Annotated in this window: 10 protein-coding genes; 6 read left to right on the top strand and 4 right to left on the bottom strand. The window is 70.2% G+C overall.

Annotated features, from left to right (window positions below; genetic code table 11):
• Positions 1-11: 11 nt before the first annotated feature.
• A complete protein-coding gene (locus ACFWUQ_RS14260) occupies positions 12-686 on the top strand; it encodes a response regulator (RefSeq protein ID WP_384537443.1) in 675 nt (224 codons plus the stop codon).
• Positions 687-756: 70 nt separating this feature from the next.
• Here ACFWUQ_RS14260 and ACFWUQ_RS14265 read toward each other — a convergent pair whose 3' ends face one another.
• From ACFWUQ_RS14265 to metH, 4 genes are all read right to left on the bottom strand, one after another.
• On the bottom strand, positions 757-2,337 hold the full coding sequence (locus tag ACFWUQ_RS14265) for an ABC transporter substrate-binding protein (protein ID WP_384537446.1): 1,581 nt from the start codon (positions 2,335-2,337) through the stop codon (positions 757-759).
• 75 nt (positions 2,338-2,412) lie between these two features.
• A complete protein-coding gene (locus ACFWUQ_RS14270; RefSeq protein ID WP_384537447.1) occupies positions 2,413-4,017 on the bottom strand; it encodes an ABC transporter substrate-binding protein in 1,605 nt (534 codons plus the stop codon).
• Positions 4,018-4,620: 603 nt separating this feature from the next.
• Positions 4,621-5,322: an HAD family hydrolase gene (locus ACFWUQ_RS14275; protein WP_384537450.1), complete on the bottom strand. Its 702-nt coding sequence runs from the start codon at positions 5,320-5,322 to the stop codon at positions 4,621-4,623.
• A 111-nt stretch (positions 5,323-5,433) separates the two neighbouring features.
• Positions 5,434-8,976: a methionine synthase gene (metH, locus tag ACFWUQ_RS14280; RefSeq protein WP_384537453.1), complete on the bottom strand. Its 3,543-nt coding sequence runs from the start codon at positions 8,974-8,976 to the stop codon at positions 5,434-5,436.
• Positions 8,977-9,251: 275 nt separating this feature from the next.
• On the opposite strand from metH, the gene ACFWUQ_RS14285 reads away from it, so the two are divergent.
• The 5 genes from ACFWUQ_RS14285 to ACFWUQ_RS14305 all read left to right on the top strand — a co-directional run bounded on the left by ACFWUQ_RS14285 (position 9,252) and on the right by ACFWUQ_RS14305 (position 15,527).
• Positions 9,252-10,019: an IclR family transcriptional regulator gene (locus tag ACFWUQ_RS14285; protein WP_384537455.1), complete on the top strand. Its 768-nt coding sequence runs from the start codon at positions 9,252-9,254 to the stop codon at positions 10,017-10,019.
• 313 nt (positions 10,020-10,332) lie between these two features.
• Positions 10,333-11,115, top strand: coding sequence for an MIP/aquaporin family protein (locus ACFWUQ_RS14290; protein ID WP_384537458.1), 783 nt, complete (start codon positions 10,333-10,335; stop codon positions 11,113-11,115).
• 79 nt (positions 11,116-11,194) lie between these two features.
• A complete protein-coding gene (gene glpK, locus ACFWUQ_RS14295) occupies positions 11,195-12,736 on the top strand; it encodes a glycerol kinase GlpK (protein WP_384537460.1) in 1,542 nt (513 codons plus the stop codon).
• Positions 12,737-12,780: 44 nt separating this feature from the next.
• The gene (locus tag ACFWUQ_RS14300) at positions 12,781-14,388 is read left to right on the top strand and encodes an FAD-dependent oxidoreductase (RefSeq protein WP_384537462.1); all 1,608 of its coding nucleotides are present in this window, start codon (positions 12,781-12,783) and stop codon (positions 14,386-14,388) included.
• Positions 14,389-14,516: 128 nt separating this feature from the next.
• Entirely contained in the window at positions 14,517-15,527 is a 1,011-nt protein-coding gene (locus ACFWUQ_RS14305; protein ID WP_384537464.1) for a PAC2 family protein, read from the top strand.
• Positions 15,528-15,595: the final 68 nt, after the last annotated feature.

Raw genomic sequence — 15,595 nt, forward strand, 5'->3', positions numbered from 1 at the left:
GAGGAGACCCTGTGGCGATCCGGGTCCTGCTGGTCGACGACCAGCCACTGCTGCGCACCGGCTTCCGGATGATCCTGGAGGCGGAACAGGACCTGGCGGTGGTCGGTGAGGCCGGGGACGGTCTGCAGGCGCTGGACCAGGTGCGGGCGCTGCAGCCCGACGTGGTGCTGATGGACATCCGGATGCCGCGGATGGACGGGGTGGAGGCGACCCGGCAGATCAGCGGTCCGGGGCGGGACGGGCCGGCGAAGGTGCTGGTGCTGACCACTTTCGACCTGGACGAGTACGTGGTCGAGGCGCTGCGGGCGGGCGCGAGCGGTTTCCTGCTCAAGGACGCGCCCGCCACCGAGCTGGTGCAGGCGATCCGGGTGGTCGCGGCCGGTGAGGCGATGCTCGCGCCGAGTATCACGCGGCGGCTGCTCGACAAGTACGCCGGTCATCTGCCGTCGGGCGAGGAGAGCGTGCCGAACGCGCTGGGGACGCTGACGGAGCGGGAGGTCGAGGTGTTGAAGCTGGTGGCCCGCGGTCTGTCGAACGCGGAGATCGCGGCGGACCTGTTCGTGAGCGAGACCACGGTCAAGACGCATGTGGGGCACGTGCTGACGAAGCTGCGGCTGCGGGACCGGGTGCAGGCCGCGGTGTACGCGTACGAGAGCGGCCTGGTGCGTCCGGGCGCCGCCCCGTAGGGCTTCGCGGCGGGGATACGGGAACGGGCCGGCAGCCGCGTGGAGCGGTCGCCGGCCCGTCGTGCGTGGCTCAGCCCTTGCTGATCTCCCAGAAGCGGAAGACGGTGGAGGCGTCGAGCGACCACTGGAGGCCGTTGACGTTCTCGCGGGTCACGGCGTACTGCTTGCCCTGCCACAGCGGGAGGATCGGGACCTCGTCGGCGACGATGTCCTGGAGCCGGTTGTAGTCGACGTTGGCCGAGGTGCGGTCGGACTTCGCGGAGGTCGACGGGATGATCGTCCCGGTGATCTCCTTGTTGTCGTAGTTGTTGCGCAGGACGTTGTCGGGGCCGAAGAACGGCTGGGTGAAGTTGTCGGCGTCGGGGTAGTCCGGCACCCAGCCCTTCACGTACACGCCGTACTTGCCGTCGGCGATGTCCTTCTCGTACTGCTCGAACTCGACGGACTTCATGTCGGCCTCGAAGAGGCCGCTGTCGTTGAGCTGCTTGGCGATGACCTGGAACTGCTGGTCCGTGGAGGGGCCGTAGCGGGACGGCGTGGACCACAGGGTCAGCTTGACCTTGCCGTTGATGCCGGCGGCCTTGAGGACGGCCTTGGCCTTCTCGGGCTGCGGGCTGCCGCCGTAGCGGTCGAAGAACGGCGTCGTGTGTCCGGCGATTCCGGCCGGGACGATGGAGTAGAGCGGGGTCGCGGTGCCGGCGTACACGTCCTTGACGAGCGCTTCGCGGTCGACGAGGTAGGCGATGGCCTTGCGGACCGGGAGCTTGCCGACGACGGGGTCGTTCACGTTGAAGACCATGTGCTCGACCTCGGCGCCCGTGCCCTGGACGACGTCGACCTTCTGGTCGCCGGTCCTGACGGCGGCGAGGCCCGCGATGTCCTTGGCGGCGAGGCCGCGGAAGGCGAAGTCGACGTCGCCGCTCTCCAGGACCGACTTGAGGGCGGCCTGGTCGCCGTTGAAGAACTTCAGCGTCACGCCGGTGTTCTTGGCCTTGGCCTTGCCGCTGTAGGACTTGTTGACGGAGAAGCTGGCGCTCTTGTCGCTGAACGCGTCCAGCTTGTAGACGCCGGAGCCGGTCGCCTTGTTGTCCGTACGGAGCTTGTCGGCCGGGTACTCGCGGTGGTCGACGATGGCGCCCGCGCCCGAGGCGATCTTGCTCGGGAAGGTGGCGTCGGAGGTCTTGAGGCGGAAGGTGACGTTGGTGTCGTCCGGGGCCTCGATGGTGTCGATCGACGACAGCAGCACGGCGGGGCCGTTGGCGTCGTTGATCTTCAGCGTGCGCTCGAAGGAGAACTTGACGTCCTTCGCGGTCAGGCTGTTGCCGTTGCTGAACTTCAGGCCGGGGCGCAGGGTGCACTTGTACACCTTGCTGTCGCCGCCCTCGAAGTTGCAGGCCTGCGCGGCGTCGGGCTCGGGGGTGGTGCCGCCCTTGGGGAAGGCCATCAGCGACTGGAAGACGTTGTTGAAGAGCAGCCAGGAGCCGGGGTCGTAGCCCGAGGCCGGGTCGGTGGACTTCACCTTGTCGGATATGCCCATGACCACGCCCTTGCCGCTGCCGGCATTGGAGCCATCGGTCGAACCGCAACCGCTGAGCAGCGCGGCTGCGGTGGCCGCGCCGAGCGGGGCCGCCAGCCACTGGTTACGTCTCATCACGCGAACGTCCTTCTCGGTTTTGAACGAATCGTTGCGCCGGCCTGCGACACCCGCTGCCGGTTACCGCCGGTCTCAGCCGCTGACACCGCGGCCGAGCTCCCACAGCTGGAGGTCGGAGATGGCGTTGACCGACCACTCCACTCCGGTGATCCCGTCGCGTGCGGCGACGTACTGCTTGCCCTGCCACAGGGGCAGGACGGGTACGTCCTCGGCGACGATGTCCTGCATCTCGGTGATCGCGGGGGCGGCGACCGTACGGTCGACCGCGCGCCGGGACTCCGGGATGAGCTTGGTGCGCACCGTGTTGTTGGCGTACGGCGTGCCCAGGAAGTTGTCCTGCTCCAGGAACGGGGCGAGGAAGTTGTCCGCGTCGGGGTAGTCGGGGAACCAGCCGAGCCCGTAGGCGGCGTGGTCGCCCTTCTTCTGCGCGGGCCTGAACTCGGTCCATTCGCTGCCCTGGACGGTGATGTCGAAGAGCTGGGTGGAGTTCAGCTGGGCCTTGAGGGCCTCGAACTCGGCGGCCGTCCCGTCGCCGTAGTGGTCGCTGGTGTAGTTCAGCGTCAGCTTGACGGGGGTCTTGATCCCGGCATCCTTCAGGAGCGCGGCGGCCTTGGGCGTGTTGGCCTCGCCGTACTTGTTGAAGAAGGAGTTGACGTGGCCGGGCACGCCGGTGGGGACCAGGGAGTACAGCGGCTGGGCGGCCTTGCCGTAGACCTTGGAGATGAGCGCGTTGCGGTCGACGGCGGCGGCGAGGGCCTGGCGTACGGCCTTGTCCTTGACGACCGGGGCCTCGGTGTTGAAGCCGAGGTAGCGGATCTCCAGGCCGGGCATCGGGACCAGCTTGACGCCCTTGGGGGGCGCCGCGGAGAACTCGGTGATCTGGGTGGGCGACAGGGTGCGGGAGACCATGTGCACGGAGCCGTCGGTGAGGGCCTTGCCCACGGCGGCGGAGTCCGGGAAGGTGCGCAGTTCGACCTTGCTGTTCTGCAGCTTGAGGTCGCCCTTGTAGTGCGGGTTCCTGCTGAACACGGCGCGCACCAGGCGGCCGTCCCTGACCTCGGGCTTCATCGTGTACGGGCCGGAGCCGTCGACGGCGAAGCCGGGACGGAGCTTGCGGGCGTCGTAGTGCTTGGCGCTGACGATGCCCGCGGCGGGGGTGGACAGCTTGTTCGGGAAGGTCGCGTCCGGGGTCTTGAGGTGGAAGACGACGGTGTCGGCGCTCTTGGCCTCGACGGTGTCGAGGGTGGAGAGCAGCGAGGACGGACCGTTCTCGTCCTTGATGGCGAGGACGCGGTCGATGGAGAACTTGACGTCCTCGGCGGTGAGCGGCTCGCCGTCGGCGAACTTCAGCCCGGGGCGCAGGGTGCAGCGGTAGCTCTCGTTGCCGGTGTCCGTGAAGCGGCAGTCGGAGGCGGCCTCGGGGACGGGCTGGCCGCCGCCGCGCGGGGTGTGCATCAGCGTCTGGACGGTCTGGCGCAGGATGTTCCAGGCGCCGGCGTCGTAGGCGTGGGCCGGGTCGAAGGGTGCGGGAGCGAAGTCTGCGGCCTCGAACCGGTCGGTGGTCCCGACGACGATCCCTCCGGATCCGGCTCCTCCGCCGCTCGCGCTGCCGCAGGCGGCCAGCGCGGGGGTGAGCAGTCCGGCCGCGGCCGTCAGCACCATGGTCTTGCGGTTCATGCTGGAAGTACTCCCTGTAACCGGCACTTGTTCAAAGCGGCGTGAAGGGCACTTCGCGGCGGTCGCCCGTTCAGGGCGGAACGATCGGGCCGGTGATGTGACGATCGGTCCACGCCGGACCGGCACAGGGGTGTGTGTCCGGGTCGGCTGAGGTGCGGCGCAGTGCCGTCGTCGACATTAGTGGCCTGGGACGGGATGGCTGGAACTGGCAGGACTCGGGACGTAATCGCACGGTGATGGGCGCGGACCGTCTGTTCCCGTGAGGCTTCGCGCAGATGGGGTCAGGAGCTGATCAATGCGGACACAAAGGAAGGCGCGGGGGCCGGCGGTTCGTCCGTAAGGGGGCTTTTCGGGTGACCAAGGTCACCCTGAACAACCGCCCCGGGAAGGATGGAATTTCAGCCTCCGGGGCGTCCGGCGGAAGATCCTCCCGTGCGATGACGGGGCCGCCGGTTTCCGTTCGGTACGGAGCGTGCGCGGGCCGTGAGCAGCGCGTGTCTGCGGCGCGCGGGGCCTCGTTCGCTCGGGCGGCCTCGTTCGCGCGGCGTCCTGGGCGCGTCCGGTTCCGCGGCCGGTTCCGGGTCCGGGCGGCGTCCGGAGTGCTCAGTTCAGCGGGCTGATGAGCGAGCGCAGGAACGCCAGGTCCACGTCCTCAAGGGAGCCCACGACCGTACGTCCGGGGGCGGGGGCGATCAGTCCGACCGAGGGGACGGCCACGACCCGGCATCCGGCGGCCTCGGCGGCGGCCACGCCGGTGGCGGTGTCCTCGATGACGGCGCAGCGCGAGGGGTGCGCGCCCAGGGCCTGCGCGGCCAGCAGGTACGGGTCGGGGTGGGGCTTGGTGCGCGGCACCTCGTCCCCGGCGACGGTGAGGCTGAACCGGTCGCGGCCCAGGGAGAGCAGGACCCGGTCGATGACGCGGCGGTGCGAGGCGGAGACCAGGGCGGTGGGCACGTTGTGCCGGGCCAGCTCGGCCAGCAGCCGCTCGGCGCCGGGCATGAGCGGGACCCGGTCGGCGATGCGCGCCTCGAAGCGCTCGTTGAGCAGGACGCTCAGCTCGCCGACGGTGATCGCGGCGCCGGTGGACTCGATCAGGAAGGCCGCGCTGCGGCTCATGGGGCCCCCGACGACCACGTGCCGCCAGGACTCGTCGAGCCGGTGGCCCAGCTCGCCGAAGACGTCGACCTCGGTGTCCCACCAGAAGCCCTCGGTGTCGACCAGGGTGCCGTCCATGTCGAGCAGCACCGCCTGGAGGGCGGAGTCGTCGGCCGTACGGGCGACGGGGGCGGGAACAGTACTTGTCATGCGCGCACCTCTCGGAAGGGACGAGAAGGCCGGTCACCTCTTCCCCGCGGGCGTAACCGGGAGAACAGGCGACCGGCCTGGATGGGACCGACAAGTGTACGTCGGTCCGCGTCAGCGTGCGTTGAAATACTTCGCTTCGGGGTGGTGGATCACGATCGCGTCGGTGGACTGCTCCGGGTGGAGCTGGAACTCCTCCGAGAGGTGGACCCCGATCCGCTCCGGCTGGAGGAGGTCGGCGATCTTCGCGCGGTCCTCCAGGTCGGGGCAGGCGCCGTAGCCGAGGGAGAAGCGGGCGCCCCGGTACTTGAGGTCGAACATGTCCTCGACCGCGGACGGGTCCTCGGCGCCGAATCCGAGCTCGGCGCCGAATCCGAGCTCGGCGCGGACCCGGGCGTGCCAGTACTCCGCCATGGCCTCGGCCAGCTGGACGGACAGGCCGTGCAGCTCCAGGTACTCGCGGTAGGAGTCGGATTCGAAGAGCTTGGCCGTGGCCTCGCCGATCCTCGACCCGACGGTGACGACCTGGAGGCCGACCACGTCGGTCTCACCGGACTCCTCCGGGCGGAAGAAGTCGGCGAGGCACAGGCGGCGGCCGCGGCGCTGGCGGGGGAAGCTGAAGCGGGTCCGCTCGTTGCCCTGCTCGTCCAGGATGATCAGGTCCTCGCCCTTGGAGACGCAGGGGAAGTACCCGTACACGACCGCGGCCTCCAGGAGGTTCTCGGTGTGCAGCTTGTCCAGGAGGCCGCGCAGCCGCGGGCGCCCCTCGCTCTCGACGAGCTCCTCGTACGTCGCCCCGCCGGCGCGGGCCTGCTTGAGCCCCCACTGGCCCTTGAAGAGGGCTCCCTCGTCCAGCCAGGAGGCGTAGTCCCGGAGCGGGATGCCCTTGACCACCCGGGTGCCCCAGAACGGCGGGGTGGGGACCGGGTTGTCGACGGCGACGTCGGAGCGGCCGCCGGGCTCGGCCGGCTCGTCGACCGGGAGCACCGCGCCCGCGCCCTTGGCGACGCGGCGCTGCTTGAGCTCGGGCAGCGAGGCCCCGGGGACGCCGCGCTTGACGGCGATGAGGGCGTCCATGAGGCGCAGGCCCTCGAAGGCGTCGCGGGCGTAGCGGACCTCGCCCTCGTAGATCTCGTGGAGGTCCTGCTCGACGTAGGCGCGGGTGAGGGCGGCGCCGCCGAGGATCACCGGGTAGTCGGCGGCCAGCTTGCGCTGGTTCAGCTCCTCCAGGTTCTCCTTCATGATCACCGTCGACTTCACGAGGAGCCCGGACATGCCGATCACGTCGGCCCTGTGCTCCTGCGCGGCTTCGAGGATGGCGGAGACCGGCTGCTTGATGCCGATGTTCACGACGTTGTAGCCGTTGTTGGTCAGGATGATGTCGACGAGGTTCTTGCCGATGTCGTGGACGTCGCCGCGGACGGTGGCGAGCACGATCGTGCCCTTGCCGACGTTGCCGTCGGCGTCGGCGACCTTCTCCATGTGGGGTTCGAGGTAGGCCACCGCCGTCTTCATGACCTCGGCGGACTGGAGCACGAAGGGCAGCTGCATCTGGCCGGAGCCGAACAGCTCGCCGACGACCTTCATGCCCTCCAGGAGGGTGTCGTTGACGATGTCGAGGGCGGGACGGGTCAGGAGGGCCTCGGCGAGGTCGGCGTCCAGGCCGTTCTTCTCGCCGTCGATGATGCGGCGCTGGAGGCGCTCGTCCAGGGGCAGCGCGAGGAGCTCCTCGGCGCGGCCGGCCTTGAGCGACTTGGTGTTGACGCCCTCGAAGAGGGCCATCAGCTTCTGCAGCGGGTCGTAGCCCTCGGCGCGCCGGTCGTAGATCAGGTCGAGGGCGGTGCCGACCTGCTCGTCGTCGAAGCGGGCGATCGGCAGGATCTTGCTCGCGTGGACGATCGCCGAGTCCAGGCCGGCCTTGACGCACTCGTCGAGGAAGACGGAGTTCAGCAGGACGCGGGCCGCGGGGTTGAGGCCGAAGGAGATGTTGGACAGGCCCAGCGTGGTCTGGACGTCCGGGCGGCGGCGCTTGAGCTCGCGGATCGACTCGATCGTGGCGACGCCGTCCTTGCGGGACTCCTCCTGGCCGGTGCAGATCGTGAAGGTCAGCGTGTCGATGAGGATGTCCGACTCGCGGATGCCCCAGTTGGTTGTCAGGTCCTCGATGAGGCGTTCGGCGATGGCGACCTTGTGCTCGGCGGTGCGGGCCTGGCCCTCCTCGTCGATGGTCAGCGCGATGAGCGCGGCGCCGTGCTCCTGGGCCAGTTGGGTGACCTTGGCGAAGCGGGACTCCGGGCCGTCGCCGTCCTCGTAGTTGACCGAGTTGATGACGGCGCGGCCGCCGAGCTTCTCCAGGCCGGCCCGGAGGACGGGGACCTCGGTGGAGTCCAGGACGATCGGCAGGGTGGAGGCGGTGGCGAAGCGGCCGGCGAGCTCCTGCATGTCGGCGACGCCGTCGCGGCCCACGTAGTCCACGCACAGGTCGAGCATGTGCGCGCCCTCGCGGATCTGGTCGCGTGCCATCTCCACGCAGTCGTCCCAGCGGGCCTCCAGCATGGCCTCGCGGAACTTCTTCGAGCCGTTGGCGTTGGTCCGCTCGCCGATGGCCATGTACGCGGTGTCCTGGCGGAACGGCACGGTCTGGTACAGCGAGGCGGCGCCGGGCTCGGGGCGCGGGTCGCGCGCGGTGACGGCCGTGCCGCGGACGCGCTCGACGACCTGGCGCAGGTGCTCGGGCGTCGTGCCGCAGCAGCCTCCGACCAGCGAGAGCCCGTACTCGCGGACGAAGGTCTCCTGGGCGTCGGCCAGCTCGGGGGCGCTCAGCGGGTAGTGCGCGCCGGCCTTGGTCAGGACGGGAAGGCCCGCGTTGGGCATGCAGGACAGCGGGATCCGGGAGTGGCGGGCCAGGTAGCGCAGGTGCTCGCTCATCTCGGCGGGGCCGGTGGCGCAGTTCAGGCCGATCATGTCGATGCCCAGCGGCTCCAGCGCGGTCAGGGCCGCGCCGATCTCCGAACCGAGCAGCATGGTGCCGGTGGTCTCGACGGTGACGGAGCAGATCAGCGGGACGCTCACGCCGAGCGCCTCCATGGCGCGGCGGGCGCCGATGATGGAGGACTTGGTCTGGAGCAGGTCCTGGGTGGTCTCGACGATCAGCGCGTCGGCGCCGCCGGTGAGCAGGCCCTCGGCGTTGGTCTGGTAGGCGTCGCGGATCTGCGCGTACGAGATGTGGCCGAGGGTGGGCAGCTTGGTGCCGGGGCCGATGGAGCCGAGGACCCAGCGCTGCTGCCCGGTGGCGGCGGTGAACTCGTCCGCGACCTCGCGGGCGATGCGGGCGCCGGACTCCGAGAGCTCGAAATTGCGTTCGGCGATGTCGTACTCGGCGAGGGCGGCGAAGTTGGCGCCGAAGGTGTTGGTCTCGACGCAGTCCACGCCCACGGAGAAGTAAGCCTCATGCACCGTGCGGACGATGTCCGGACGGGTGATGTTGAGCACCTCGTTGCAGCCTTCGAGCTGCTGGAAGTCCTCCAGGGTGGGGTCCTGCGCCTGGAGCATCGTCCCCATGGCTCCGTCGGCCACGACCACGCGGGTGGCCAGCGCCTCCCGAAGGGCGTCGGCGCGGGTCTGGTGATCGGCGGGCGGGTTCGGCAACGAGGCCATGGATGTGCTCCCTGGGATGCGACGGCTGTCGGCTTTGCACCCCCTCGGTGTCAAGGGTGCACGCGGTCAGGGTAACCGCGGGGCCCCCGCCCCGGTGCGGGTGTCCCACGTGGCGGACTGCATTCTGTGGCGGGGGGCTCGCGCGGGTCGCCGGGTCGGCGGGGGTGCCGAAGTCCCGGCCGATTCTGCGAGAGGTCGGCATCGACCGATACTGTTCAGCATTGTCGAACCGCATCACCATGGTCAGTACAGCAACGTCAGCAGGAGGCTGCGCGATGGCACGGAACATCCAGTCGCTCGAACGAGCAGCTGCGATGCTGCGGCTCCTGGCCGGCGGGGAGCGCCGGCTGGGACTCTCCGACGTGGCCTCTTCCCTGGGCCTGGCCAAGGGCACGGCCCACGGCATCCTGCGGACGCTGCAGGCCGAGGGATTCGTGGAGCAGGACCCGGCCTCGGGCCGCTACCAGCTGGGCGCGGAGCTGCTGCGCCTGGGCAACAGCTACCTCGATGTGCACGAGCTGCGCGCCCGCGCCCTCGTGTGGACGGACGACCTGGCCCGCGCAAGCGGCGAGAGCGTGTACGTGGGCGTGCTGCACAAGAGCGGGGTGCTGATCATGCACCACGTGTTCCGGCCCGACGACAGCCGCCAGGTGCTGGAGGTGGGAGCCATGCAGCCGCTGCACTCGACCGCCCTGGGCAAGGTGCTGTCCGCCTACGACCCTGTCGCGCACACGCAGGCCGTGGAGGTGGAGCGCGAGTCGTTCACCCCCCGGACGGTCACGGACGGCGCCGGTTTCGAGGAGGTGCTGGAACTGACCCGTGCCCGCGGCTGGGCCTGCGACATCGAGGAGACCTGGGACGGCGTCGCGTCGGTGGCCGCGCCCATCCACGACCGGCGGCGGATGCCGGTCGGCGCGGTGGCCGTCGCCGGGGCCGTCGAACGGGTCTGCGGTGAGGGCGGGGAGCCCCGCGCGTCCCTCGTGGCGTCCGTGCGGGACTGCGCGCGCTCGGTTTCACGCGATCTCGGCGCGGGCCGGTTCTAGACCTCTCGTAGCCCCTTCCAGGCCACACCTTGGCCGCATTCTGCCTACTTTTCGCCATATCCCGACCATGGGGTGGCTGGATTTGGTCGATCGCACCGAGCGGTAACGATCCGACACTTTGGCCCGACCAACCCTTGACGCGTTCTTCACCTGGGCGGAAAACTGCCGTTCATCGGTCGGCATTGTCGAACACCTACCGGCAATACGCGCTAGGGTGTGACAAGGCCAAGGACCGGTGCAGCACTCACCGAGTGCGCGGAACCACCGGAGGGACCCGGTGTCCGCCCACCCCTGTTAGGCAAAGGAGTCGCGGGTGTCCAGCTCCGACATCTTCATCGGCGAGACCATCGGTACCGCCCTGCTCACCCTGCTCGGTGGCGGCGTGTGCGCCGCCGTGACACTCAAGAGCTCCAAGGCCCGCAACGCGGGCTGGCTGGCCATCACGTTCGGCTGGGGCTTCGCCGTCCTGATCGCCGCGTACGTCTCGGCCCCCCTGTCCGGCGCGCACCTCAACCCGGCGGTCACCGTCGGCATCGCCGTCAAGGACGGGGCCTGGGGCGATGTGCCGGTCTACTTCGCCGGACAGCTGCTGGGCGCCATGCTCGGCGCGGTCCTGATGTGGATCACCTACTACGGCCAGTTCCGCGTGCACCTGGCGGACCCCGAGCACATCCGCGACGCGAAGCTCGGCCCCGAGGACGCCCACCCGCACGACCAGGCCGGCCCCGTGCTGGGGGTCTTCTCCACCGGCCCCGAGATCCGCAACGTCGTGCAGAACCTCGCGACCGAGATAATCGGCACGGTCGTCCTGATCCTGGCCATCCTGACCCAGGGCCTCCAGGACGACGGCAAGGGCCTCGGTGTCATCGGCGTCCTGATCACCTCGTTCGTCGTCGTCGGCATCGGCCTCTCGCTCGGCGGCCCGACCGGCTACGCCATCAACCCGGTGCGCGACCTCGGCCCGCGCATCGTCCACGCCCTGCTGCCGCTTCCCAACAAGGGCGGCTCGGATTGGGGATACTCCTGGATCCCGGTGGTCGGCCCGCTCGTCGGTGCCGTCATCGCCGGTGGTCTGTACAACATCGCGTTCGCCTGATCAGCATCGGCAGTGATCGCAAGATCCGCACCGCTTTCCTGATTCCGCCTACTCACCAGACCTGCCAGGAGCAGCCATCATGACCAGCAGCACCGGCCCCTTCATCGCCGCGATCGACCAGGGCACCACCTCCTCCCGCTGCATCGTCTTCGACCGCGACGGCCGCATCGTCGCCGTCGACCAGAAGGAGCACGAGCAGATCTTCCCGAAGCCGGGCTGGGTCGAGCACGACGCCACCGAGATCTGGACCAACGTCCAGGAGGTCGTCGCCGGCGCCATCACCAAGGCCGCCCAGGACATCCCGGGCTTCACGTCCGCGGACGTCAAGGCCGTCGGCATCACCAACCAGCGCGAGACCACCCTCCTGTGGGACAAGAACACCGGCGAGCCGGTGCACAACGCGCTGGTCTGGCAGGACACCCGTACCGACGCCCTGTGCAAGGAGCTCGGCCGCAACGTCGGCCAGGACCGCTTCCGCCGCGAGACCGGCCTGCCGCTGGCGAGCTACTTCGCCGGCCCCAAGGTCCGCTGGCTGCTCGACAACGTCGAGGGCCTGCGCGAGCGCGCCGAGGCCGGCGACATCCTGTTCGGCACCATGGACTCGTGGGTCATCTGGAACCTCACGGGCGGCGCCCAGGGCGGCGTGCACGTCACCGACGTCACCAACGCCTCGCGCACCATGCTGATGAACCTGCACACCCTGGCCTGGGACGACAAGATCGCCGAGTCCATGGGCGTCCCGCTCAACGTCCTCCCGGAGATCAAGTCCTCCGCCGAGGTCTACGGCCACGTCAAGGACGGCGTGCTGGCCGGCGTCCCGGTCGCCTCGGCGCTCGGCGACCAGCAGGCCGCGCTGTTCGGCCAGACCTGTTTCGCCGAGGGCGAGGCGAAGTCCACGTACGGCACCGGCACGTTCATGCTCATGAACACCGGCGACAAGATCATCAACTCCTACAGCGGCCTGCTGACCACGGTCGGCTACCAGATCGGCGACGCGAAGCCGGTCTACGCGCTGGAGGGCTCCATCGCCGTCACCGGCTCGCTCGTCCAGTGGATGCGCGACCAGATGGGCCTGATCAAGTCCGCCGCCGAGATCGAGACGCTGGCCTCCTCCGTCGAGGACAACGGCGGCGCCTACTTCGTGCCGGCCTTCTCGGGCCTGTTCGCCCCGTACTGGCGCTCCGACGCCCGCGGCGTGATCGCCGGCCTCACCCGGTACGTCACCAAGGCGCACATCGCCCGTGCCGTCCTGGAGGCCACCGCCTGGCAGACCCGCGAGATCACCGACGCCATGACCAAGGACTCGGGCGTCGAGCTCGCGGCCCTCAAGGTCGACGGCGGCATGACCTCCAACAACCTGCTGATGCAGACGCTCTCGGACTTCCTGGACGCCCCCGTGGTGCGCCCGATGGTCGCCGAGACCACCTGCCTCGGCGCCGCCTACGCCGCCGGCCTGGCCGTCGGCTTCTGGCCCGACACCGACGCCCTGCGCGCCAACTGGCGCCGCGCGGCGGAGTGGACCCCGCGGATGCCCGCCGAGCAGCGGGACCGCGAGTACAAGAGCTGGCTCAAGGCCGTCGAGCGGTCCATGGGCTGGGTCGACGACGAAGACGCCAGCTGACCGCACGGCCGGCGCAATCGACGAGTAAGTAGGAGTCAAGGGATATGAGCAGCCTGCAGAGCGTTCCCGCACTGGGTTCGCACCCGACCGCCGGCTCGAACGCGAGCCGCGCCGAGACCCGTGAGCAGCTGGCCAAGGCCACGTACGACCTGCTGGTCATCGGCGGTGGAATCCTGGGCACCTCGGTGGCCTGGCACGCCGCGCAGTCGGGTCTGCGGGTCGCCATGGTGGACGCCGGCGACTTCGCCGGCGCCACTTCCTCGGCCTCCTCCAAGCTGGTCCACGGCGGTCTGCGCTACCTGCAGACCGGCGCGGTCAAGCTGGTCGCCGAGAACCACCACGAGCGCCGGGTGCTGGCCAAGGACGTGGCCCCGCACCTGGTCAACCCGCTCACCTTCTACCTGCCCGTCTACAAGGGCGGTCCGGTCGGCGCCGCGAAGCTGGGCGCCGGCGTGTTCGCCTACTCGGCGCTCTCCGCCTTCGGCGACGGCATCGGGAAGGTCATATCGCCCGCCCGTGCCGTCGCCGACAACCCCGGTCTGAAGACGGACAACCTCAAGGCCGTCGCCGTCTACTACGACCACCAGATGAACGACTCCCGCGTCGCCGTCATGACGGTCCGCGCGGCCGTCGAGTCCGGCGCGGTCGTCCTCAACCACGCCGAGGTCACCGGGCTGCGCACGACGCGGGGCCGGGTCACCGGCGCCGAGCTCAAGGACCGCCTCGACGGCACCGAGTTCGGGGTCGACGCCCGCGTCGTGCTCAACGCCACCGGCCCGTGGGTGGACCACCTGCGGCGCATGGAGGACAAGCACTCGATGCCGTCCATCCGCCTCTCCAAGGGCGCGCACATCGTGATGAAGCGCAAGTCGCCGTGGAAGGCCGCCATGGCCACCCCGATCGACAAGTACCGCATCACCTTCGCGCTCCCGTGGGAGGACCAGCTGCTGCTCGGCACCACGGACGAGGTGTACGAGGGCGACCCGGCGGACGTGCGCGCCACCGAGTCCGACATCCAGCAGATCCTGGACGAGGCGGCGTTCTCGGTGAAGGACGCCGACCTCGACCGCTCCCTGATGACGTACGCCTTCGCGGGCCTGCGGGTGCTGCCCGGCGGCCCCGGCGGCGTCGAGAAGGCCAAGCGCGAGACCGTCGTGTCCGAGGGCGCCGGCGGCATGCTGTCGGTGGCCGGCGGCAAGTGGACGACGTACCGCCACATCGGCCGCGTGGTCATGGACAAGCTGGCGAAGCTCCCGGGCAGCCCGCTGACCGAGGACATGGAGCCGGTCAAGTCGCTCGTGCGGCGGGTCCCGCTGCCCGGTGTCGCCAACCCGAACGCGGTCGCCCACCGCCTCCTCGTGGACCGCGAGCCCGGCTCCCGGATGGACCCGCTGACCGCGCGCCACCTGGCCTCCCACTACGGCTCGCTGGCGTTCGACATCGCCCGCATCGCCAACGAGGACCCGGAACTGGCCGAGCGCATCCACCCGGACGGCCCGGAGATCTGGGCGCAGGTCGCCTACGCCCGGGACAACGAGTGGGCCGAGACGGTCGACGACGTGCTGCGCCGGCGCACCACCGTCACCGTCCGCGGCCTGGACGACGCCGCCGTGCGCGCCCGGGTCGAGGAGATGCTGGGCCGCAGGGCATAGCTCTCACGCAGGTGGGGAAGAGGGGCGGTTCCGAGGGGAACCGCCCCTCTGTCGTGGGCTGTGGCTCGCGTCGTCCCAAGGCTTAGGCTGACCCACGTACACAAGGGGAACTTCGGAAGGAGACCTGGGTGATCGAGCTTGAGGGCGTGCCCGAGCTGATCGACCCGGTCATGGTGGCCGCGTTCGAGGGCTGGAACGACGCGGGTGACGCGGCCTCCGGTGCGGTCGCGCACCTGGACCGGGAGTGGAAGGGCGAGGTGTTCGCGGCGCTCGACGCCGAGGACTACTACGACTTCCAGGTCAACCGGCCGACGGTGTGGCTGGACAACGGGGTACGGAAGATCACATGGCCGACCACACGGCTCTCGGTGGTGCGGATCGGCGGCGCGAAGCCGCGCGACCTGGTGCTGGTGCGGGGCATCGAACCGTCCATGCGGTGGCGCTCGTTCTGCAACGAGATCCTCGGCTTCGCGCACGAGCTGGGTGTGGAGATGGTGGTCATCCTGGGCGCGCTGCTCGGGGACACCCCGCACACGCGCCCGGTGCCCGTGAGCGGGGTCACCTCGGACGCCGACCTGGCGCGGACGATGGACCTGGAGGAGACCAAGTACGAGGGCCCGACCGGCATCGTCGGCATCCTCCAGGAGGCGTGCACGCACGCGGGTGTACCCGCGGTCTCGCTCTGGGCGGCGGTGCCGCACTACGTCTCGCAGCCGCCGAACCCGAAGGCGACCCTGGCGCTGCTGAACCGGCTGGAGGACCTGATCGACATCCGGATCCCGCTGGGCGAGCTGCCGGAGGACGCTCGGGCGTGGCAGCTGGGCGTGGACCAGTTGGCCGCCGAGGACAGCGAGGTGGCGGAGTACGTCCAGACGCTGGAGGAGGCCCGGGACACGGCCGACCTGCCGGAGGCGTCGGGCGACGCCATCGCCCGCGAGTTCGAGCGGTACCTGCGGCGCCGTGACCCGGCGGCCGGTCCGGGCCCGGAGGCGGGCCCCGGCGACGGGTCGTACCTGCGGGACACCACCAGCGGCCTGACGCGCCCGCCGCGGCGCAAGCCGGACCCGTCCGGGGAGGACGCACAGCCCCCGGCCGCGGCTCCGCCGGAGGATGACACCCCGGACACCCCGGAGGCGTAGCCCCGGGGCCCCGCGCCGCGCGGGCGGGACCGGGGCCGCAGCGAAAGACGAGACGCAGGACGCCGGGC

Origin of the sequence: Streptomyces sp. NPDC058662, assembly GCF_042716255.1 — a bacterium.
Classification (GTDB): domain Bacteria; phylum Actinomycetota; class Actinomycetes; order Streptomycetales; family Streptomycetaceae; genus Streptomyces.